Genomic DNA, 21644 nt, shown 5'->3' with positions numbered 1-21644 from the left:
CACTTCAGTCGAACGTTCCCTCATCACTCCAGCCCTCTCCATCAATGAAGAGAGAGCCGCCCGAGCAATGAATTTTTAACGAAAGTTCTTCAACCGAAACCGATAGTGCAGCGCTATTCTCAGCGCCGGGCAGTAATCTCAGCAATATCCTTCGGCGTCGTCCTGCAACACCCCCCAATCAGCTTCGCCCCCGCCGCCAGCCACTGCGGCAAATACCCCGCCAGCGTCTCGCACGCTTCCCCGTGATGATGCCAGGTTTTGCTCACCGCATCGTAATGCTCGCCCGAGTTCGGATAGACCACCAGCGGTAACGCGGTCAGGCTTTGCAGGTGTTGCAGCGCGCTAGTGGTCTTCTCCAGCGCGATACAGTTAATCCCCAGCGCAATCACCTGCGGATAAGTCGCCAGCACCGACACCACCTCGCGCAGCGGCGTGCCGTCGCTCAGGTGCTCGCTGTCGCGCAGCGTAAACGAGAACCACGCCCGGGCGCGCGGGTAGGCCGTCAGCAGATCCGCCAGAGCCTTAATTTCAGCAAACGATGGCAGGGTTTCGCAGGCCAGCAGATCCGCCCCGGCATCCAGCAACGCCTCTACCCGCGGACGATGAAAGGCGGTAAAGACCTCTGCGCTGCGTACATAATCGCCGCGGTATTCCGACCCGTCCGCCAGGAATGCGCCATAGGGCCCGACCGAACCGGCCACCAGCCGCGTGCCGGCCTGCGGGTTTTCCGCCAGATACGCTTCCCGCGCCTTGCGCGCCAGCTCAACGCTTTTGCTAATCAGCGCCCGGGAGTGCGCCTCGTCCAGCCCGCGGGCGGCAAACCCCTCCGGCGTGGCCTGATAGCTGGCGGTGATCGCCACCTGCGCCCCGGCACGGAAGTAGTCGAGGTGTACGTCGCGGATCAGCTCCGGGTTCTCCATTAATACTTTCGCCGACCACAGGCTGTCGGCCAGGTTACAGCCGCGCGCTTCCAGCTCCGTTGCCATCGCACCGTCCAGCACCACAAAGGGCTGGCTTTCAAGGAGGGCGGTAAGCGGATTATTCTGCGACATGTTCAGGCTCCTGGGTTTTCAGATTTTGAGTAAGGTAGTATGCGCCATAGCAGAGCGCCACAAACGGCAAACCACAGTAAAGGGCAATGCGCTGGCTCGGGTCAAAGGCCAGGCCAACGCAGGCGACCAGGCAGAGGATAAAGCCCAGCACCGGCACCAGCGGATACCACGGGGCGCGGTAGTGCAGATCGTCGAGCGGTTTACCGGCCTGCAGATGACGGCGGCGGAAGACAAAGTGCGAGGCGCAGATGCTGATCCACACCGCCACGACCGCAAAACCGGAAATCGCCGACAGCGCGACAAATACCGTATCCGGGGCCACCACGCTTGAGAAGAGTGCCAGCACGCCGCCGAGCATCGACACCGACAGCGCCGTCAGCGGCACGCCATTTTTATTCACCCGGGCAAAGCAGCGCGGCAGGGTATTTTCATTCGACAGGGACCACAGCATCCGCCCGGAAGCATACAGGCCAGAGTTGGCCGCCGAGAGGATCGCCGTCAGGATCACAAAGTTAACAATATCTGCGGCATACGGAATGCCAACCTTCTCGAACACCAGCACGAACGGGCTTTTTTCCACCCCGGCCTGCTGCATCGGGATCAGCGCCGCCAGCACGAAGACGGTGCCGATAAAGAAGATGATCAGGCGGGCAATGGTGGTACGAATGGCGACAGGAATGACCTTGTGCGGATTTTCAGTTTCACCCGCCGCGATGCCAATCAGCTCGGTGCCCGAGAAGGCAAAGTTAACCGCCACCATAGTCATCAGGATCGGCAGCCCGCCGTGCGGGAACCAGCCTTCGGCGGTAATGTTGCTGAGCCCCGGCGCGGGTGAACCGTCCTGCATCGGGATAAAGCCAAAGATGGCCGCCCCGCCAAGAACAATAAAGGCGATGATGGTGATGACCTTCACCAGCGAGAACCAGAACTCCCCTTCAGCAAAGAAGCGGGTTGAGATGACGTTGAGGGCAAAAATGACCGCGCAGAAGACCACGCACCACACCCAGACCGGCACCTGCGGGAACCAGTACTGCATGCAGAATCCGGCTGCGGTAAAGCTCGATCCCAGCGCTACGGTCCAGGTGAGCCAGTAGAGCCACGCCACGGTGTAGCCGGTTGCCGGGCCGAGATAGCGTGCGGCATAGACGTGAAAGGCGCCGGTCTCCGGCATCGCCACGGAGAGTTCGCCGAGGCACTGCATCACCAGCCAGACCACCAGCGCGCCAATCAGATAGGCCAGCAGCGTGCCCGCCGCTCCGGTGGTGGAAATAATGTAACCCGTATTAAAAAAGAGCCCGGTGCCGATCACGCCGCCGAGGGAGAGCATGATCAGGTGGCGGGTCTTCATGGTGCGCTGTAGCTGTCCGTTTTGTTCTGTTTGCATATCACCTTCTATACGTATGGACATCTAAACATCCAAAAGAAGGTGTGTTTATACCGCGATTCTTAACAAATTGCTAGCCATGCACCAGACGAAGACGCGCGCGACGGGCGCTTAAACGGGGCCGCACCGTATAAATCACGTAGAGATAGGGTCGCCATGCCATAGGACACCTCCTGCAAATCGCTACTTACAGCATGTACCGCACCGGGCCCCACGTCGGTCAGGCGAAAGTGGTATCTGGTTATTAGCCGCTAAACTGGCGAGTGGTGCGGCCTGTCGCCCGGCGGCGCTGCGCTTGCACGGGCCTACGGACTGGCGGGTGGTGCGGGCCTTGCCCGGCGGCGCTGCGCTTGCGCGGGCCTACTCATTCACGTAGGCCGGGTAAGGCGCAGCCGCCACCCGGCAGAAGATCGTAATATGTTAAATTACGTAAAACACTCTATAGTCGTAGTGTTTCATTAAAAAAGGATGAGCTGATGCGATTTAACGGACTGACCAAAGGTTTCTTCATACTGATACTGCTGATGGTCTCATGGGCGTTTTTTGATGTGCTGTCGCCCTACTTCTCGGCCATTCTGTGGGCTGCTATCCTGGCGGTGATTTTCTACCCGGTCAAAAACACCCTGCGTATCAAACTGGGGGATCGCAACGGGCTGGCGGCGCTGCTGAGCGTGCTGCTTATCTGCCTCATCGTCTTTATTCCGCTGATGGTGATCTTTTCCTCATTAGCCTTTGAACTCAATATTGTTTACACGCGCCTGCAGCAGAACGACACCCAATTTTCCGGGGTGTTCGCTGGTCTCTTCTCTCACCTGCCAGACTGGCTGCGCGCGCTGATGATCGAGCATGATCTCGACACTGCCGCGCAGATCCAGCAAAAGCTCTCTGAAGCGGCGTTACGCGGCGGGCAATATCTTGCCGGCAGCGCCTTCCTGATTGGTAAAGGCACCTTTGGCTTCGCCATCAGCTTTGGCGTGATGGTCTATCTGCTCTTTTTCCTGTTGAAAGATGGCCCGTGGCTGGTGCGCCAGATCCTCGACAGCCTGCCGCTGTCGAATTTCGCCAAACACCATCTGTTTGCCAAATTTGCCGGGGTTGCCCGAGCGACGGTAAAAGGCACGGCCGTGGTGGCCCTGGTCCAGGGTGTGCTGGGCGGTATCGCCTTCTGGATAGTCGGTATTAATGGCAGTATCTTGTGGGGGGCGCTGATTGCGTTCCTGTCGCTGATCCCGGCGGTCGGCTCGGCCATCGTCTGGGTACCGGCAGCTATTTTCCTCTTCGCCACCCATCAGCTATGGCAGGGCCTGTTTATCGTCGGCTTCTTTGTGCTGGTGGTGGGGCTGGTGGATAACCTGCTGCGCCCGCTGCTGGTGGGAAAAGACACCAAAATGCCCGATTATCTTATCCTCATCACTACCCTCGGCGGGATGGAGATTTACGGCATCAACGGTTTTGTGATTGGTCCGTTAATCGCCGCCCTGTTTATCGCCTGCTGGAACCTGCTTTCGGGTCGCGATCATGCCGGTAATGCCGAAGAGATTGACGATGCGATTATCGAGGAAGGGAAAAATTCGCCTGATTTATGAAGAAGGAATAAGACGTGCGTATCGCCACTATCACTAACTGGGCATACGGTGCCACGGTTTGTCTGACTATCGCTTCCGGCGTGGCTATGTTGATGGCCTCCAGCGCCGAAAGCGTTGAGCGGCAGGCCGTTGAACAGCGCTACGTCTTCGATCAGCTCACCGAAGAGGTGGAAGTTGACGCCTGGGCGCTCTCCGACCTGGCGCGGTTGTACGTCATTAAACAGGATCCCGCGGTGGCAGAGGAGTACCGCCAGAAAGCGGAAACGATGGTCAGAATTGAGCATCGCCTGCAAAAGCTGAAAGATGCGGGTGCCAGTGATGAAGAGCTGGCGCTGCTGCACGAAGGTTTGCAGATGGCCGATGCGCTGCAGGATGAGCAACAGAGTGCTATCGCCAGCGTCGGGCGCGGGCAGCAGCCTCAGGCCATTGAACTGCTTTATAACGAGCGTTACGAGAGCGAGCTGGAGCAGGTCCAGAATCAGCTCGATCATTTTCGTCAGATGCTGGACCGCCGCACCAATGTGGCAATTGAGGATGCCACGGCAAAATCCCGCGCGCTGCGTACCCTCTCCGAGGTGATGGTCGGCCTGACCGCACTAATGTTTTTGTTTGTGCTCGGTTTTATCCTCAAACGCCGGGTGCTGCGCCCGGTGGTGCGCCTGAGTGATGTGGTCAACCGACTGGCGTCTCAGGATTATGGGGTCGAAGCCCCGGATTACCGGCAGATCGACGAGATTGGCGATATGGCCCAGGCGATCCGTATCTTTCGTGAAAACGGTCTGGTACGGCAGCGGCTGGAAAAAGAGCGTGATGCCGACTGGGCGATCCGCGAGCTGCTGGCGCGAATGACGCAGCGGCTGCAAGGGTGCGAGTCCGTCGAGGATGTCCTGAACGTGGCGCAACTGTTCGCGCCCGGCATAGCGCCGGGCATTCCCGGACAGCTCTGGCTTCTCGAAAGGGAGCCGTGGCAGATGCACTGTGCCGCCGAATGGCTCGACCCGCAGGGTGAGTCCGATCCCTTCCATCCGGACCAGTGCTGGGCCGTGCGCCGCGGGCAGAGTCATCCGCCAGTAACCGGCGAGCCGGATATTACCTGTTACCACCTCCCCGACGCCTGTGCCAGCCATGCGCTCTGCGTTCCCCTGATTGCCCAGGGCGAAACCATCGGCCTGCTCTCGTTCCAGAACGTGACCCCGGCGATGGCTCCATCCCGCGCCTATCTGGAGCTGATGGCCGAGGCGCTCGGTCTGGCGCTGGCCAACCAGCGCCTGCGTGATGCCCTGCTGGAGAAAGCGTTGTTCGACCCGCTGACTGGCTTGCGTAACCGCCACCATCTGGAAGATGCTCTGCGCACCCAGATAAACCAGGCGATGCACAGCGGTACGCCATTAAGCTGCCTGATGATCGATATCGATTACTTTAAAGCCATCAACGACAGACTGGGCCACGACGCGGGAGACCTGGTGATTAAAAGCGTGGCGACCATTGTCCAGCGTGCAGTAAGCGACAAAGGCATGGCGTTCCGCTATGGCGGCGAGGAGTTTCTGGCCCTGCTGCCGGGCGCGGATGAAGAGACGGCGTTTACCTGCGCCAGTGAAATTCATACCGCTGTGCATAACCTGACGCTGCGTTATGAGCTCTCGGAGATCGGCCCGGTTGATGTATCGATCGGTATTGCCAGCTATCCGCAGCACGCTCAGGGCGATAACCTGCTGCGTGCCGCCGACGTGGCGCTCTACCGGGCGAAAGAGCTGGGGCGTTCAAGGATCGTCAGCTTTGGGATGCTGGAGGGGGGTTAACGGTTTGCTCAAAGTAAAAGATGCAGATAAATTATTGCTTGCCCTCTGACACTGAGAACGTTTTTCTGCCTTCACGCTAAATATTATCTTCCCGTTGCCGATAATGCCCCTTAATACCCTTAAGCCAAATTCAATGCCGCATTCGTGTGCGCAACGACAAGGAAGAGTGCAATGCCTAGTAAATCAATCAAGGCGATGATTCAGGAAATTAATAATAACGAAGCCGATGGTGGCGGGCTTTGGTTGCCAAATATTCAGCGACAGTTTGTCTGGAATACCGATCAAATAGCCCGCCTGTTCGACTCTGTCATGCGGCAATATCCCCTCTCTTCCCTGCTGTTCTGGAAAACCCGCGAAGAAATTAAGCACCGTAAATTTATAGAGAATTTCAACGACGGCAAGGTCGATTTAAAAGATCACTATCATCACGGCAAAACGAAGTCGAAATGGCTGGTTCTGGACGGCCAGCAGCGCTTACAAAGTTTTTATCTGGCGTTGAAAGGTAGCATTGACGGTAAAGTACTCCATTTCAATGTGCTGAGTGGTACATCGACAAGCAATGAAGAAATTCGCTATCAGTTTGAGTTTCAGGATGCCGCCACAAGCTCCTGGCCATGGATGGTCATGTCAGACATTGTCTACACCAAAAAATTACCCGAACAGATTCTCAGCCAGCGCATTGAAGAAGAAAAGCTGGAACTAAGCGCGAAAGAGCGAGAACAGGCGACAATCAATATTAGTCGTGCAGGTAAAGAGTTTAGTAATGAAGGTAAGTTGCTTTATCACGTGATTGACAGCAGCGAAGACGACAGCGAACTTGATTTTGACGATGTGGTTGAGGTCTTTATTCGGGCGAACTCAGGCGGTACAAGGTTAAGCAAATCAGATCTAATGTTTACGCTGCTCTCCACCGAGTGGTCTGACGCTGACGTTATCTTTGAAGACTTTCTGGAGAAGATTAATGATAACGGCCGCTTCAACTTCTCCCGCGATTTTCTGATTAAACTTAGCACCACGCTGCTGGGCTTTGGTGCCAAATATGATGTGGATAAACTGCGTGATGATAATGTGCGTAACCAGATCAGTGAAAACTGGCCAGCTATCGCCAAAGCGCTTATGTTTGTGAAAGATGAGATTGTCAGTAAAACCTATATTCGATCCGGCAAAGCACTCACCTCTTATAATGCACTGATTCCCTTAGTATATCTGCAATATCACTTCCCGGGGAAATTAGCGAGATCGCAAGCATTAAAGCAGTATCTGGTGCCTGCTCTGCTGAATGGCGTTTTTTCTGGTCAGCCAGATGGCATTATAGATAAGCTGGTAAAAGTGATCGACGACCAGGAGAGCTTCGATCTGAAAAAGATCCGTGCGGCGATCGTTTCGGCCAATCGTAGCCTGCATTTAACCGAAGAGCGCCTCTTCGGTTGGTGCGGCTACGGTAGCGGGCACATCCACCTGCTGTTTAACTTGTGGTATGGCGGAGAATACAAATCTTCAGGCTTTCAGCATGAACCGCAGATTGACCACATTTTTGCCCGTAGCCTGCTAAAAGAAGAGAAGATTTTAAATGAAGAAACTGGCCGTATGGTACGTGTCTACGAAAACTGGGAAATCGACCAGTTGGCGAACTGTATGCTGTTACCTGCCCATCAGAATGGCGCAGGCGACAAAGGAGCCCAGTCCCTCGATACATGGCTAAAAGATCAATCCCCGGAATTTTTGGATCTGCACTGTATCCCCCGCAGCCCCAGGACCTTATGGAAGCTGGAAAATTACCGGCGCTTTATTGAGAAACGCAAACAGTTGATCCAGGAACGTATCGCCGAAATGGGATTACTGGAGGACGAAGAGTAAGCAGTGTGGAAGGCGGTGGCATAATGCCGCCGCCATTTCAGTTTAAGGGGAAACAGGCATTCGAATGTCTAAGCGTATCAAGAACAGTGATTTAAATTCAGGAAGCAACGTTAGATCTGATTTTGTTCACGCCAACGCTTAACCATATCGGCAGTGACTTCTTTTTCGTAGCAAATCGGTGAATACCCTCCTGCTTTGCTCCACGCACTGCGTCTGCCGCATGCACTTCCATTTCTCGCCTGATTAAAAGGACAGGCACATACCCCAGGATACGAAGCGATTGATTCAGCAATAATCTTTTTTTTAACCGAAGTATCAGAGATCGCATTACCTTTTGCTAATGCATTACCCGCCATAAAAAAAGCACATGCAGTAAACATCATTATTAGTAATTTTTTATTTTTCATATTATTCAAGTTGCGATTATGTATTTAGCTAAAATAATTCACGCATATTTCAAAGAGTTTGATATAAAACAAGGTTATGTATAAATAAAATGAATTTATTGCAAATAAGATATTCTCATCACAAATTAAATTTACCTGCGCTCAAACATAGTTTGACGGTTATTCGCCGAGCCTGTTGCCGCTACTGCAAAATGATAACAAAAGAAAAATCCTGTACGCCTCTACCGACTCTCAGACGCTTATTGAACAGCTCTCCGCGGAGCTTGCAGCGATACCGGCAGCAGTGGAAAAGCCACTTTGGCCCCTATATCGGGCGCGACGAGGCCATCTGTTTTGCCAAACGGTTAACCGGCTAGCCCGGTTACACTCCCGGCAGGATCGCGTATCATCGCCCTTCGGATTGATGACTGATACTGCCTCCCATGAACCTCAATGTCCTCTGTTATCTCCTTTTGGCCCTGGTCGCTGCGGGCAGCGCCTTGTCCCCTCACCCTTTTGCGATGTGGTTTCTGCTCGCCAGCGCGCTGACGTTTATGATCTACGGCGCCGACAAAATCGCGGCCCGCAAAGCCTGGCGCCGGGTTCCGGAGTCGACCTTGCTGATCTGCGGGGTAGTCGGAGGGTGGCCGGGAGCGATCTTTGGCCAGCAGCTGTTTCGCCATAAAACCCAAAAGCAGCCTTTCAAAACCTGGTTTATGTTAAGCGTGATCCTCAACCTCGTGGTGCTGGTCCTGGCGGCATGGCGACTCCACTATTATTGAGAGGACGATGAATGCTAACGGCCTGAGATCATGGCGGAGTGCCTTGGTGAAAGAGGTGTACGCGAAGAGGGACATACTGCATCGGTGAAAGCGCGATTTTCATCGCATTATGCCAGGCTTTATGTTCATCAAAGAAAAGGGATCGCTCATTTGAAAAATGCGAAATACGACATGCCCCAACGTGATAACGGGTTCGTTGGCCTCGGGGACTATGCTGCTATCGGCGAAGGACGCTCGGTAGCGCTCATCGCCCCGGATGGCTCGATCGACTGGTGGGGCGCGCCCAATCTCGATTCCCCGCCTCTCTTCGACCGGTTACTGGATCCCAACATCGGTGGTTTTTTCAGCCTGACACCTGCGGATGAATACACCGTCTCGCGCGCCTATCGCGATGACAGCAACATTCTGGAAACTCGCTATAAGACGAAAGGCGGCACGGTTCTGTTAACCGAATCCATTAACAGTACTCTGGCGGGCCGCCTGCCCTGGAGTGAGCTGGCGCGCCGTCTGGAAGGCCTGCGCGGCACCGTGACGTTCAGGCTTCATCTGCGGTTCGGAACGATGATCGAAACCCGCTCGCCCTGGCGCTCCGATACCTTTAAGGGCAGCGTTTATCATATTGGCGACCTGATGGCGATGCTGCACACCAGTGAAAACGTGGTCATTACCCATGCCGATGATGAAGAGATCGAGGCGGAAATCGTCCTGAAGAAAGGGAGCCGGGAGGTGGTCGCCCTGCTGGTGACCCTGAATGAGCCGCTGGCGGTGCCGGACATCCAGGCGATTGATAATCGCATTGAGACCAGCCACACTGCCTGGCAGGACTGGGTGAAGGGGCTGAAGTATGATGGCCTGTATAAAGATCACGTTATCCGCTCCGCGCTGGCGCTGAAGTTCCTCTGGTACTCCCCCACCGGCGCGCTGGCGGCGGCGGCCACCACCTCCCTGCCGGAGGGGCCTGGTGGGAGCAAAAACTATGATTACCGTTTTGCCTGGGTGCGCGATGCCTGCCTGATCATCAAAGCCTTTACCTATCTTGGCACCCTTGAAGAGTGTAAGGCGGCCTTCTCCTGGCTGTCGAAAACCATCATCAAACACGGCCCGGAGATGCGGGCCTGCTACACCCTCGACGGCGAGCTGGTGCCGGAAGAGAAGTACGCGGAGCTCCAGGGCTACCGGGATTCGCAGCCGGTACGCCTGGGCAATAACGCCCGCACCCAGCGTCAGCTGAGCATGTATGGCGATATGCTGGGGGTGGCAAAACTGTTCGTCGAGGCGGGCCATATTCTGGATACGGGCACGTCGCGCTTTTTAGGGCATCTTGCCAATCAGTGCGCCGATCGCTGGCGCATGAAGGATTCGGGGATCTGGGAACTGCCGGAAGAGCGGCACTATACCCACTCAAAAATGTCCTGCTGGCTGGCGCTGGACTGCGCCGTGGTACTGGCGGAGGGCAGCCATATCGAACCCACATGGAAAGCGCGCTGGGCGCGGGAGCGGGACAGGATCCGCGACTGGATTGAAGAGCACTGCTGGTCCGAAACCCATCAGTCTTACTGCTTTTACAGCGGCGATGGTGGACTGCTTGATGCGTCACTCACCCTGGTGTCACGCTACGGTGTGAAGGTCAACCCGAAGCGCATGAAGCTCACCTATGAGGCGATCTATCGCGAACTGGGCCATAACAGCGCAATGATCTACCGCTACAGTGGCGTTGAACAGGAGGAGAGCACCTTTATCGCCTGCGCCTTCTGGCTGGCTGAAGCCTGGGCCTCCATGGGTGAACCGGCGCTGGCGGAAGCGAACATGGATGAAATTCTCAATACCCTGTGCCATCGCGGCAATGTCGAAACCTTTAATGAGATGTTCGATACCCGCACCGGCGAATGGGTTGGCAACATGCCCCAGGGGTTAAGCCATCTGGCGCTGATCTGCGCGGCGCAGGCCATCAGCGATCACCGCAAGGATAAATAGCGAGAGCGGAAGTGGTACGCCAGCGCCCTGGATAACAGTCTGTCATCATGCTTGTCTGTTCAAAAACAGACAAGCATGAAATGCCGTCACCAGGTGAGCACGCTTTTCAGTTAATTTTTGTTTTTCTTTTCCAGCGCTTCCCACAGCCCCATCAGGTAAGTGACACCCAATGCACGATCGTACAGACCGTAGCCCGGGCGGCCCTCTTCACCCCAGATAAAGCGGCCATGATCCGGGCGGATATAGCCATCGAAACCGTTATCATGCAGAGCCTGCATAACGCGATACATATCCAGTGAACCATACCGGGAAGGATGAGCAGACTCGTAGAAGTCTTTATCCTTAATTAACTTAATATTACGCACATGAGCAAAATGGAGACGCTTACGGCGGGTGAATTCGGCCAGAATTTCGTACACGTCATTGTCCGGATCTTCAGCAATAGAGCCGGTACACAGCGTTATCCCATTAGAGGGGGAGTCAACCGCATCGCAAATCATTGCCAGATCGGTGTAATTTTTCACCACTCGCGGCAGTCCGAAAATAGAGTACGGAGGATCATCGGGATGGATCGCCATTTTCACGCCAACTTCTTCACAAACAGGAATAATTTCACGCAGAAAGTAAAACAGGTTTTCACGCAGCTTGTCGTCATCCACGCCGTTATAGCGAGCAAATAATTCCTGCACTTTTGCCAGACGCTCCGGTTCCCATCCTGGCAACGCGAAACCATTCGAATTATCCAGAACCTCCTTCACCACCTCCTCCAGGGTCTTATCTATCCCCTGTTTTTCGAATGCCATGGTCAGGGAGCCATCCGGAAGGCGGTAGTTCATGTCTGTTTTCATCCAGTCAAAGACCGGCATGAAGTTATAACAGATAACCTTTACGCCAAAACCCGCCAGATTACGGATGGTTTGTTTGTAGTTCTCAATGTAACGGTCGCGCTCGGGGGTGCCGATTTTGATGTCATCGTGGATGTTGACACTTTCGATCACCTCCATCGTTAACCCTGCGGCATGAGCCTGCTCTACCAGAGCCTTAATTTTTTCCACCGGCCAGATCTCTCCGGGCGCAACGTCATACAATGCCCCCACGACACCCTCAACCCCGGGCACCTGTCGAATATACTCAAGGGGAATTTTATCCTCCTGAGGCCCAAACCAGCGCATTGTCATCTGCATTTTGCTTCCACCTTTGTCGTTACGTTTTCGCGTTCTGAATAAGTACCATACTAGTATGAAAAAGCATATTCAGTAATTTTTATGAGATCAAGCCTCGCCGGAAAAATAACGTCTCTTTTACCCTGCAACGCGGTGGAAGCCTGCCTCCCCGTTAGAAGAAATAACCCTTGCAGGAAAGGTTGTTATTTTGTGAAAGATTTTAATAAGAAAAGCATTATGTAATATATATTCTGCTATTTACATTCAGAAATGCACAAATAAACACAACCCTCTCCAAAAAGAACAAATAAATAACATTTGATGACTATGATATGAGTCACACTTTTTTNTTTATACTTGTATGGTAGTAGACTTGTAATCCGTGAGAGGTTTAATGTTTATGGCATAAAACATGCGCCGTTGGCCTGCTTCGGCCAAAAAGGGCGGTGTTTAGGTTATAAAAAACTGCGCTCACGGAGACTTTATGTCACTGATTAATAATATCTTTATGATCAACAACATCACAGGGCAGAAGCTATATTCTGAACTGGCAAAATCGCTACCCATTATTGATTATCATTGTCATCTTGATGCAAAAGCGATATGGGAAAATAAACCCTTTACCGATATGACTCAGCTATGGCTGGAGGGCGATCATTACAAATGGCGTGCCATGCGCGCGAATGGGATCCCTGAACGGAAAATTACCGGTAATGCCAGTGCGGAAGAAAAATTCGAAGCCTGGGCGCAAACCGTTGAAGCCAGTTTTGGCAATCCGCTTTACCACTGGACCCATCTCGAACTGAAGCACTATTTTAATATCGACGACACCCTCAACAGCAAAAACTGGCATGAAATTATGCGCCGCTGTAATGAACAGTTACGTGGCAGTGATTTTTTACCCCAGGCATTAATTCGCCGCTCTAACGTTGAAGCGCTGTGCACTACCGATGGCCCGCTTGACGATCTGCACTACCATCAGCAACTGGCAGCGCAGAGCGATTTTGCCACTCTCGTCCTGCCCACCTTCCGCCCGGATGAACTGTTCGATACGGACCCGGATCGCTTCCTGACCTTTGTCGAACGGCTGGCGCAGAAAACAGACATATCGATCGCGTCACTCGAACACTTCCTGGCTGCACTGGCGTCACGCATTGATTTCTTCCACTCCGTGGGCTGCCGAATTTCCGATCACGGGCCGCTGGCAGTGCACTATTGCTGTCTCGATGAAACCGCGCAAGCCGCGCTGTTCCAACGCCGACTGGCGGGTGAAACGCTGACGGAAAATGAACGCCAGGCGTGGGATAGCCTCATTTTTGTCGCGCTTGCCAGAATGTACAAACAGCGCGGCTGGGCGATGCAGATTCACTTCGGTGCGATCCGTAACAACAACATGCCGATGTTCCGCAAAGTCGGCATTAACAGCGGTTTTGATTCAATTGGCGATCAGCCCCATCTCGCCGGGAGCCTGAACGCCCTGCTCAATGCCATGGCTGAAAACGACGGTCTGCCAAAAACGATCCTCTATAACCTTAACGCCAGCTACAACGACGTGGTCGCCTCCACCCTCGCCAATTTCCAGAGCGGTGAAGAGGGCGTGAAGTCCCCGCTGCAATTTGGTTCCGGCTGGTGGTTTAACGATACGCGCCGCGGCATGGTTAGCCAGCTTAACACCCTGGCCGATCAGGGTTTACTGGCCAATTTTATCGGCATGCTCACCGACTCCCGCAGCTTCGTCTCCTATACCCGTCACGATTACTTCCGCCGGATCCTCTGCGATCTGATTGGCGGCTGGGTAGAGAGAGGGGAAGTCCCGAAAGATGAAGCGATCCTTGCTTCCATGATTCGCGGCATCTGTGTTGAAAACGCACGCCGCTATTTTTGTTTTGCTCAAGCCTGAGGCAGGAATAACCTATGTCGCTTAAGAAGAGAAAAGTCACTATTCCTGTCAGTATCGGCTATGGTCTGACAGATATCATGGGTGGCGGGGCTTTTACCGTTATTGGTGCCTGGCTGCTTTTCTTCTATACCACCTTTGTCGGTCTGTCGCCGATTGAAGCAGCCTCTATCGTCGCTATCGCCCGTATTGTCGACGCGATCGTCAGCCTGTTTATGGGCAGTTTTACAGATCATTTTTATAAAAATTACCTGGGCAAAAAATTTGGTCGCCGGCGGTTCTTTCTGCTGATCGGTGCGCCGCTGATGCTGGTTTATATTCTGCTCTGGCTGAACGGGATGAATTTCTGGTTCTATCTCGCCGTCTATCTGGCCTTTGAAATCATTGCTGCAATGGTGCTGATCCCATGGGAAACGCTGCCGTCGGAAATGACCAAAGACTTTAACGACCGTACCAAACTTTCCACCTGCCGTATGTTCCTGTCAGCCTCCGGAACGTTCCTCGCGACCTTTATTCCAGGCCTGCTGATTGGCTGGCTGGGCGATCACAATGCCGATGCTTATCTGATCAACGGCGTGGTGTTTGCCGTGCTGTTCACCGTCTGCGTGTTTATCTCCTGGAAAGTTACATGGGAACGAGAGTTAACCCCAGAAATGCTGGCAGAAATGAAAAAAGCGCCACAGGCAAAAACAGCCGCTGAGCAACTCGCCGCCGTAGGCAATCTGTTTAAGGAGTACGCTTCAACGCTGAAGGTTCGCGCGTTCCGTAAACACCTCGCCATCTATCTTTTCTCCTTTACCGCCAAGGATGTTTACAACACGGTTTTCGTCTTCTTCTGCGTCTACTGTCTGAGCGTTTCCTCCTCGCTGGCGGGCTCCCTGCTCTCTATGAGCATCGTCGGGTTGCCGGTTACGCTGGCGGCAGGCGTGGCAATCATCAAATATGGCCCGTCACGTCTTTATGTCTTTGCTTACTCTGTCATGCTGCTCTGTCTCGGCGGGTTCTTCCTGGTCTATCAGTTCCCGACAGACCACAAAGTGATGCTGCTGGTGATCCTCGCCGGGGTTTATCAGGTGGGCCGCTGCGTGCTGGAATTTACCCCGTGGAACGTCTTCCCGTTTATTCCGGATATCGACGAAATGATCACGCGTCAGCGTCGTGAAGGGCTGTTTGCGGCGGTAATGACCTTCTCCCGTAAGACTACGGTCGCCATTGCGACCTTTGCGGTGGGTCTGTTCCTGCAGAGCGGCGGCTTCGTGAAAGGGAGCCAGGTTCAGCCACAGGAAGCCATCAACACCATCGCCCTGCTGCTGTTTGTGGGTACCGCCGGTCTGCTGATTATTGCCCTGTGGCAGGCGCTCACCTTCCATCTGAACAAGCGCACGCACAAGATCTTTGTAGATGAAATTGAACGCCTGAAGGCACATGGCCGCAAACAGGATGTCACGCCCGAGGCTCGCCATGTCGTGGAAGACCTCACGGGCTATTCCTATGACGAGCTGTGGAATCCCGTGTCCGCAGAGTATGTGACCTCTGCGACGCCCGGTTCCGCGCTGAACGGCTAACCCCCGTCGGCAGCAGGCTTTGCCCCGCCCGCTGCCGACCCTTTCCTGCCCTGTTTAACCCCCTGCTGGATTTAAGAATAATCCCACCAACATCGCCGTCTATGCTTAACGTTTAAAAAAAGACGACAACGTCGCGCCCTCTTTGACCGTTATTTCCCCTTTGCATACCGGAGGCCTGGCATGAGCAACCAAGGCGAATACCCCGAAGATGGTGAGTTCGGGAAGCACGAACAACACGATTTTAGCCTGTCCCGACGGGACCTTTTAAAAGCCAGCGCCGCCGCGGCGGCGACCGCGGCGGTCTATCCCTGTTCCGCCCTGGCCGAGGGCGAATCCGCCGTCACACCCGCACCGGAGAAAATGCCGGTAACGTTTCGCGTCAATGGCGAGGCGCAGCAGCTGGAGGTGGATACCCGCACCACCCTGCTGGATGCCCTGCGCGAGAACCTGCACCTGACCGGCACCAAAAAAGGCTGCGATCACGGACAGTGCGGCGCCTGCACCGTCATCGTTGACGGGCGCAGGATCAATTCCTGCCTCACCCTGGCCGTGATGCACCAGAACGCCGATATCACTACCATCGAGGGGCTGGGCACTCCTGACAATCTGCACCCTATGCAGGCGGCGTTTGTTAAACACGATAGCTATCAGTGCGGCTACTGTACGCCGGGGCAAATTTGCTCTTCGGTGGCGGTGCTGAAAGAGATTGAAGAGGGCATCCCCAGCCATGTGACCCTCGATCTGGTCTCTCCTCCCGAAATGAATGCCCAGGAGATCCGCGAGCGCATGAGCGGCAACATCTGCCGCTGCGGCGCATACGCCAACATACTCGCTGCCATTGAGGATGTCGCCGGAGGGGAAAAATCATGAAAGCCTTCACCTATGAGCGGGTAAAAACCCCGGCTGAAGCCGCCGCCAGCGCCCAGCGCACACCTGGCGCCAAATTTATCGCGGGCGGCACCAATCTGCTGGATCTGATGAAGCTGGAAATCGAGACCCCTGGGCATCTGATCGACGTAAACGGCCTGGGGCTGGATAAGATTGATGCCACTGACGAGGGGGGGCTGCGCATCGGCGCCCTGGTGCGTAACACCGATCTGGCTGCAGATGAGCGCGTGCGCCGCGACTATGCCGTGCTCTCCAGAGCGCTGCTGGCCGGGGCATCTGGTCAGTTGCGCAACCAGGCCACCACGGCGGGCAATCTTCTGCAGCGCACGCGATGCCCCTACTTTTACGATACGAACCAACCCTGCAATAAACGCCTTCCCGGCAGCGGTTGCGCGGCGCTGGAAGGTTTTAGTCGTCAGCATGCGGTCGTCGGGGGGAGCGAAGCCTGCATTGCCACCCATCCCGGCGATATGCCCGTCGCGATGCGCCTGCTGGACGCGGTGGTAGAAACCATCAATGCAGACGGAAAAACGCGCAACATCCCCCTCGCCGACTTCTATCGTGCGCCGGGAAAAACGCCCCATATTGAGACCGTGCTGACGCCCGGCGAGCTGATTACCGCCGTCACCCTGCCGCCGCCCGTGGGCGGGCAACACATCTACCGTAAGGTTCGCGATCGCGCCTCCTACGCCTTTGCGCTGGTCTCGGTGGCTGCGATTGTCCAGCCCGATGGCACCGGCCGCGTCGCGCTGGGCGGTGTCGCCCATAAACCCTGGCGGATGGCGCAGGCCGATGCGCAACTCCCCCAGGGGGCACAGGCGGTGTATGACGCGCTGTTTGCCGACGCGCATCCGACGGCTGAAAACAGGTTCAAACTCACCCTGGCGAAGCGAACGCTTGCCTCCGTGCTGACAGAAGCGAGGGCTCAGGTATGAAATTTGAGAAACCGGCAGGGGAAAACCCAATCGATCGGTTACAGGTGGTTGGACAGCCCCATGACCGTATCGACGGCCCGCTAAAAACCACCGGCAAGGCGCACTATGCCTACGAATGGCACGACACCGCGCCCAATGCGGCCTATGGCTATGTGGTCGGATCGGCGATTGCCAAAGGCGAGATTGCCGCCATCGACACCCTGGCCGCGAAAAACGCGCCAGGCGTGCTGACGGTCGTCACGGCCAGCAGTGCTGGCGAGCTCGGCAAAGGCGAGAGAAATACGGCCACTCTGCTGGGCGGCCCGAAAATAGAGCACTACCATCAGGCCGTTGCGCTGGTGGTGGCAGAGACGTTCGAGCAGGCCCGGGCCGCGGCGTCGCTGGTGCAGGTCCAGTACCGCCGTGAAAAGGGCGCCTGGTCGCTGGCAGAGGAAAAACCCGCCGTCAACGAGCCCCCGGAGAAGACCCCTGACAAAAACGTCGGCGATGTTGACGCCGCCTTTGCCGCCGCCGAGGTGAAGATAGATGTGACCTATACCACCCCCGATCAGAGCCATATGGCGATGGAGCCGCATGCCTCTATGGCGGTCTGGGACGGCGACAAGGTGACCGTCTGGACTTCCAATCAGATGGTCGCCTGGTGCCGCACCGATCTGGCGGCGACGCTGAAGATCCCCGAGGAGAACGTGCGCATCATCTCCCCCTATATCGGCGGAGGCTTTGGCGGCAAGCTGTTCCTTAGGAGCGATGCGCTGCTGGCCGCGCTGGCGGCCCGCACCCTGAAGCGCCCTGTAAAGGTCATGCTGTCGCGCCCGACAATTCCCAACAACACCACTCACCGCCCGGCGACCATCCAGCATATTCGCATCGGGACCGACAAGGCGGGCAAGATTACCGCCATCGCCCATGACAGCTGGTCCGGCAATCTGCCCGGCGGCACGCCGGAGACGGCGGTGCAGCAGACCGAACTGCTTTATGCGGGCGCCAATCGTCATACCGGCCTGCGGCTGGCAAAACTGGATCTGCCCGAGGGCAACGCCATGCGCGCCCCCGGCGAAGCGCCGGGCATGATGGCGCTTGAGATCGCCATTGATGAGATGGCGGAGAAAGCGGGCATCGATCCTGTCGAATTTCGCATTCTCAATGATACTCAGGTCGATCCGGCCGATCCCAACCGCCCTTTCTCCCGCCGTCAGCTTATCGAGTGCCTGCGTACCGGCGCCGAAGAGTTCGGCTGGAAGCAGCGCAACGCAAAGCCCGGCCAGGTCCGCGACGGACGCTGGCTGGTGGGCTACGGCATGGCGGCCGGTTTTCGCAATAACCTGTTAGAAAAATCGGGTGCCCGGGTACATCTGGACGCGGACGGAAACGTGACGGTGGAAACCGACATGACGGACATCGGCACCGGGAGCTATACCATCATTGCCCAGACGGCGGCAGAGATGCTGGGCGTGCCGCTGGACAAGGTGACGGTGCATCTCGGTGATTCGAACTTCCCGGTATCGGCCGGTTCAGGCGGCCAGTGGGGGGCGAACACCTCCACTTCGGGGGTTTACGCTGCCTGCGTGAAGTTACGCCATACCATTGCCACGAACCTCGGTTTTGATCCGGACCAGGCGCAGTTCAGCGACGGGAAGATCGTTCTTGATACCCGCAGCGCGGACATTCGCGAGGCCGCAGCCAACGGCACGCTGACCGCCGAAGACAATATCGAGTTTGGCGATCTGGATAAACAGTATCAGCAGTCGACCTTTGCCGGTCACTTTATCGAAGTGGCGGTCGATATGGCGACAGGTGAAGTCCGGGTCCGCCGCATGCTGGCGGTCTGTGCCGCAGGCCGGATCCTCAACCCGAAAACCGCCCGCAGCCAGGTAATTGGCGCGATGACCATGGGGCTCGGCGCGGCGCTGATGGAAGAGCTGGCGGTGGATACCCGTCTTGGCTACTTCGTTAATCACGATATGGCGGCGTATGAAGTCCCGGTCCATGCCGATATCCCGGAACAGAAGGTGATTTTCCTCGACGATACCGACCCCATCTCCTCGCCGATGAAGGCCAAAGGGGTGGGTGAACTGGGGCTGTGTGGCGTCGGGGCGGCCATCGCCAATGCGATCTATAACGCCACGGGGGTGCGGGTGCGGGAGTATCCCATCACCCTGGATAAACTGATCGATGCGCTACCCGATGTGGTGTAAGGAGAGAGCATGCTGCAAGGCGCTGCGCTGAGTGAACAGATTATCCCCGAGCAGGCTTTTGCTACCGACGACAGCGTGGCGGTGCTGCGCTTCGCGGCGGAGGCGTTTACGGCAGGCATGGCGGTGGCGCTGGTGACCCTGGTGGAGATCCGCGGCGGCGCAGCAAGGCCGCTGTGGGCGCAGATGGCCGTTCGCGAGGACGGGCTCTATTGCGGCTATGTCTCCGGCGGCTGCGTGGAGGCCGCTGCCGCGTACGATGCACTGGAGACCCTCGCCTGCGGCACGGACCGTCAGGTGAAGTATGGCGAGGGATCGCCGTGGTTCGATATTGTGCTCCCCTGCGGCGGCGGGATCACGCTGAACATCCATAAAGTGCGCACGGTACAGCCGCTGCTGGCGGTGCTGAACAGCCTCGCCCAGCGTAAACCGGTGGGACTGCATTACCTCCCCTCTTCCCAATCATTGCAGTCGGCGCCCTGGACACCCAGGACAGGCTGGAAGGACGATCGCTTCGAGCAGGGCTATCGCCCCTGCCCGCGGCTACTGATCTATGGCGGGTCGGTGGAGGCGCAGGCGACAGCCAATGTGGCGCAGGCGGCGGGATACGAGGTGTATTGCAATCCCCCCACGGTTGAGCTGATGGATGCGGACACGGCGGTGATTTTGCTCTGGCACGATCAGCACAAGGAGCTGCCGGTGTTACAGGCCGCGCTGGGAGCGGCGCCGTTTTATATCGGTGCCCTTGGCAGCCAGCGCACCCACCAGCGGCGGGTGGGCAAACTGCGTGAGCTGGGCTGGAAAGATGCGGATATCGCGCGGATTAAGGCCCCGATTGGCATCTTCCCCCAGGCGCGGGATGCTAACACGCTGGCGCTGTCGGTGGTGGCGGACGTGGCGGCGGTAAGGGCCCACACGCGGTGATCCACCAGGATCTGGCGTCAAATGCTGCTGGTCGTGAGCGGCGAATAAGCATGGCGGGAATGCCAGTGACCACCCGTCATCCTGTCGTATGCGGCGGCATAACCAGGGTACCGGCCTTACTGCTTTCTGGTGCTGGCGCGAACTTGTAACGTTGAGGGTAATTCGATGGCTTTATCTGTCGATTTGCCAGCCAGTAGATCAAGCAACGTTTTCCCTGCGACCGTTCCCGTCTCACTCCATGGGAATTCAACCGCCGTCAGCGCCGGGGAACAGACTGCGGCAAGGGTCCCCCCGCTCAGGCTTGCCAGAGCCAGGGCGTCAGGCACTTTTTGCCCTGCACCGTGGCAGGCCATAATGCAGCCGCAGGCAATTTCATCAGAGGTGCAAATCAGCGCATCCAGCTCTGGCCAGGTAATACGAATATCGCCCAGCAGGTTTAAACCGGTCGTAATACCTGCGGGCAGATGAGAAGTCACCACACGGTGGGGCGAGTGGTTAACGGAGAGCATGGCGCTGTTCCAGCCGCTCAGTACCTGGCGAAACATAATGTTATTGGACGCCGTGCAAAGCAGGCCGATATTCTTATATCCGGCCTGCACAAGCGATGTGACCAGCTTTTTGATGGCAGCAGCATAGTCAACGCCAATACTGACCCAGCTCGCATCGCGATTGATGGCACCAATTTCAACCACCGGCACGCCGGTGTTACTGATCATTTGCGAACAACTGCTGATGTTATCAATGTTGAACTGAACAATCGCCGCCGGGTTATAGGCGAGCATTTGCGCAAAAGCGCGCTCTTCGCTCTGCCCTCCCTGACTGGACTCAATAAACATCATGCTATAGCCCTGAGTCGCGAGCACGGTCTGCAGGGTTTCGGAGACGGCAAGAAAGCCCGGAGAAGAAAATGAGGGCACCACGCCCATCACCAGGCTGGAGTCAGCGGAGGCGAGGCTACGGGCCTGGAGATTGGGCACATAGCCCAGCTCACTCACTGCCGCTTCGATGCGGTTACGGAGTTCAGGATTCACTTTTTCAGGCATACGTAACGCGCGCGACACGGTCATCGTGCTAACGCCGACCAGTTTTGCAACTTCAGCGAGCGTAATTTTACCGGTGTTTTTCCTGCGTTTTTCTCTCGCGCTATCGTCCGCTTCTAACGTCTGCACTGATCTCCTCCTTTCGCCTGACTGGGCAACCATTGTAAATGATGTTTAGCGTTTTTCGCATTGCCCAACTGCAAAGTAATTACAAGTATCG

16 protein-coding genes are annotated in these 21644 nt (G+C 56.1%); 11 read left to right on the top strand and 5 right to left on the bottom strand.

Annotated elements, in window-relative coordinates; genetic code table 11:
• Nucleotides 1–119: 119 nt before the first annotated feature.
• Nucleotides 120–1052 carry a homocysteine S-methyltransferase gene (mmuM, locus tag ACOKCT_RS15115; protein WP_420193622.1) on the bottom strand — a complete coding sequence of 311 codons (933 nt, stop codon included), beginning with the start codon at nt 1050–1052 and terminating at the stop codon, nt 120–122.
• Nucleotides 1039–2436 (bottom strand): S-methylmethionine permease, encoded by a 1398-nt coding sequence (mmuP, locus tag ACOKCT_RS15110; protein WP_420193621.1) that lies wholly within the window; start codon nt 2434–2436, stop codon nt 1039–1041. The genes mmuM and mmuP overlap by 14 nt, the downstream gene beginning before the upstream one ends.
• 476 nt (nt 2437–2912) lie before the next feature.
• Between mmuP and ACOKCT_RS15105 the strand changes: the two genes are divergently transcribed.
• From ACOKCT_RS15105 to ACOKCT_RS15095, 3 genes are all read left to right on the top strand, one after another.
• Nucleotides 2913–4022 carry an AI-2E family transporter gene (locus ACOKCT_RS15105; protein ID WP_103178409.1) on the top strand — a complete coding sequence of 370 codons (1110 nt, stop codon included), beginning with the start codon at nt 2913–2915 and terminating at the stop codon, nt 4020–4022.
• A 14-nt stretch (nt 4023–4036) separates the two neighbouring features.
• Complete coding sequence (locus tag ACOKCT_RS15100) at nt 4037–5821, top strand: diguanylate cyclase (RefSeq protein WP_103178408.1); 1785 nt, start codon at nt 4037–4039, stop codon at nt 5819–5821.
• A gap of 171 nt (nt 5822–5992) precedes the next feature.
• Nucleotides 5993–7678: a DUF262 domain-containing protein gene (locus ACOKCT_RS15095; RefSeq protein WP_156653967.1), complete on the top strand. Its 1686-nt coding sequence runs from the start codon at nt 5993–5995 to the stop codon at nt 7676–7678.
• Between the two features lie 110 nt (nt 7679–7788).
• On the opposite strand, the gene ACOKCT_RS15090 is transcribed toward ACOKCT_RS15095, so the two are convergent.
• Nucleotides 7789–8061, bottom strand: a complete 273-nt coding sequence (locus ACOKCT_RS15090; protein WP_420193668.1) for a hypothetical protein — start codon at nt 8059–8061, stop codon at nt 7789–7791.
• Between the two features lie 446 nt (nt 8062–8507).
• Between ACOKCT_RS15090 and ACOKCT_RS15085 the strand changes: the two genes are divergently transcribed.
• Both ACOKCT_RS15085 and ACOKCT_RS15080 read left to right on the top strand, forming a co-directional pair.
• Entirely contained in the window at nt 8508–8846 is a 339-nt protein-coding gene (locus ACOKCT_RS15085; RefSeq protein WP_103178406.1) for a DUF1294 domain-containing protein, read from the top strand.
• A 150-nt stretch (nt 8847–8996) separates the two neighbouring features.
• Nucleotides 8997–10820 (top strand): glycoside hydrolase family 15 protein, encoded by a 1824-nt coding sequence (locus ACOKCT_RS15080; protein ID WP_420193620.1) that lies wholly within the window; start codon nt 8997–8999, stop codon nt 10818–10820.
• A gap of 110 nt (nt 10821–10930) precedes the next feature.
• Here the strand turns inward: ACOKCT_RS15080 and uxuA are convergent, their stop codons facing one another.
• A complete protein-coding gene (uxuA, locus tag ACOKCT_RS15075) occupies nt 10931–12004 on the bottom strand; it encodes a mannonate dehydratase (RefSeq protein WP_103178405.1) in 1074 nt (357 codons plus the stop codon).
• A 463-nt stretch (nt 12005–12467) separates the two neighbouring features.
• Between uxuA and uxaC the strand changes: the two genes are divergently transcribed.
• From uxaC to ACOKCT_RS15045, 6 genes are all read left to right on the top strand, one after another.
• Entirely contained in the window at nt 12468–13883 is a 1416-nt protein-coding gene (uxaC, locus tag ACOKCT_RS15070) for a glucuronate isomerase (RefSeq protein WP_420193619.1), read from the top strand.
• A gap of 14 nt (nt 13884–13897) precedes the next feature.
• Entirely contained in the window at nt 13898–15445 is a 1548-nt protein-coding gene (locus tag ACOKCT_RS15065) for an MFS transporter (protein ID WP_103178403.1), read from the top strand.
• A gap of 180 nt (nt 15446–15625) precedes the next feature.
• On the top strand, nt 15626–16315 hold the full coding sequence (gene paoA, locus ACOKCT_RS15060) for an aldehyde dehydrogenase iron-sulfur subunit PaoA (RefSeq protein WP_103178402.1): 690 nt from the start codon (nt 15626–15628) through the stop codon (nt 16313–16315).
• A complete protein-coding gene (locus ACOKCT_RS15055) occupies nt 16312–17268 on the top strand; it encodes an FAD binding domain-containing protein (RefSeq protein ID WP_156653962.1) in 957 nt (318 codons plus the stop codon). Before paoA ends, ACOKCT_RS15055 begins: the two co-directional genes overlap by 4 nt.
• Nucleotides 17265–19463, top strand: a complete 2199-nt coding sequence (paoC, locus tag ACOKCT_RS15050; RefSeq protein ID WP_420193618.1) for an aldehyde oxidoreductase molybdenum-binding subunit PaoC — start codon at nt 17265–17267, stop codon at nt 19461–19463. Before ACOKCT_RS15055 ends, paoC begins: the two co-directional genes overlap by 4 nt.
• 9 nt (nt 19464–19472) lie before the next feature.
• Entirely contained in the window at nt 19473–20384 is a 912-nt protein-coding gene (locus ACOKCT_RS15045; RefSeq protein ID WP_420193617.1) for an XdhC family protein, read from the top strand.
• A 116-nt stretch (nt 20385–20500) separates the two neighbouring features.
• Here the strand turns inward: ACOKCT_RS15045 and ACOKCT_RS15040 are convergent, their stop codons facing one another.
• Complete coding sequence (locus ACOKCT_RS15040; RefSeq protein ID WP_103178398.1) at nt 20501–21553, bottom strand: LacI family DNA-binding transcriptional regulator; 1053 nt, start codon at nt 21551–21553, stop codon at nt 20501–20503.
• Nucleotides 21554–21644: the final 91 nt, after the last annotated feature.

It is taken from the genome of Leclercia sp. M-A074-M (genome assembly GCF_965195605.1).
Taxonomy (GTDB): Bacteria; Pseudomonadota; Gammaproteobacteria; order Enterobacterales; family Enterobacteriaceae; genus Enterobacter.
This window is presented reverse-complemented; position numbering and strand designations above follow the sequence as displayed.

Bases quoted from the DNA above. Each gene is read 5' to 3' on its own strand.
- mmuM (WP_420193622.1), bottom strand. From the start codon at position 1,052: ATGTCGCAGAATAATCCGCTTACCGCCCTCCTTGAAAGCCAGCCCTTT.
- mmuP (WP_420193621.1), bottom strand. From the start codon at position 2,436: ATGCAAACAGAACAAAACGGACAGCTACAGCGCACCATGAAGACCCGC.
- ACOKCT_RS15105 (WP_103178409.1), top strand. From the start codon at position 2,913: ATGCGATTTAACGGACTGACCAAAGGTTTCTTCATACTGATACTGCTG.
- ACOKCT_RS15095 (WP_156653967.1), top strand. From the start codon at position 5,993: ATGCCTAGTAAATCAATCAAGGCGATGATTCAGGAAATTAATAATAAC.
- ACOKCT_RS15090 (WP_420193668.1), bottom strand. From the start codon at position 8,061: ATGATGTTTACTGCATGTGCTTTTTTTATGGCGGGTAATGCATTAGCA.
- ACOKCT_RS15085 (WP_103178406.1), top strand. From the start codon at position 8,508: ATGAACCTCAATGTCCTCTGTTATCTCCTTTTGGCCCTGGTCGCTGCG.
- uxuA (WP_103178405.1), bottom strand. From the start codon at position 12,004: ATGCAGATGACAATGCGCTGGTTTGGGCCTCAGGAGGATAAAATTCCC.
- uxaC (WP_420193619.1), top strand. From the start codon at position 12,468: ATGTCACTGATTAATAATATCTTTATGATCAACAACATCACAGGGCAG.
- ACOKCT_RS15065 (WP_103178403.1), top strand. From the start codon at position 13,898: ATGTCGCTTAAGAAGAGAAAAGTCACTATTCCTGTCAGTATCGGCTAT.
- paoA (WP_103178402.1), top strand. From the start codon at position 15,626: ATGAGCAACCAAGGCGAATACCCCGAAGATGGTGAGTTCGGGAAGCAC.
- ACOKCT_RS15055 (WP_156653962.1), top strand. From the start codon at position 16,312: ATGAAAGCCTTCACCTATGAGCGGGTAAAAACCCCGGCTGAAGCCGCC.
- paoC (WP_420193618.1), top strand. From the start codon at position 17,265: ATGAAATTTGAGAAACCGGCAGGGGAAAACCCAATCGATCGGTTACAG.
- ACOKCT_RS15045 (WP_420193617.1), top strand. From the start codon at position 19,473: ATGCTGCAAGGCGCTGCGCTGAGTGAACAGATTATCCCCGAGCAGGCT.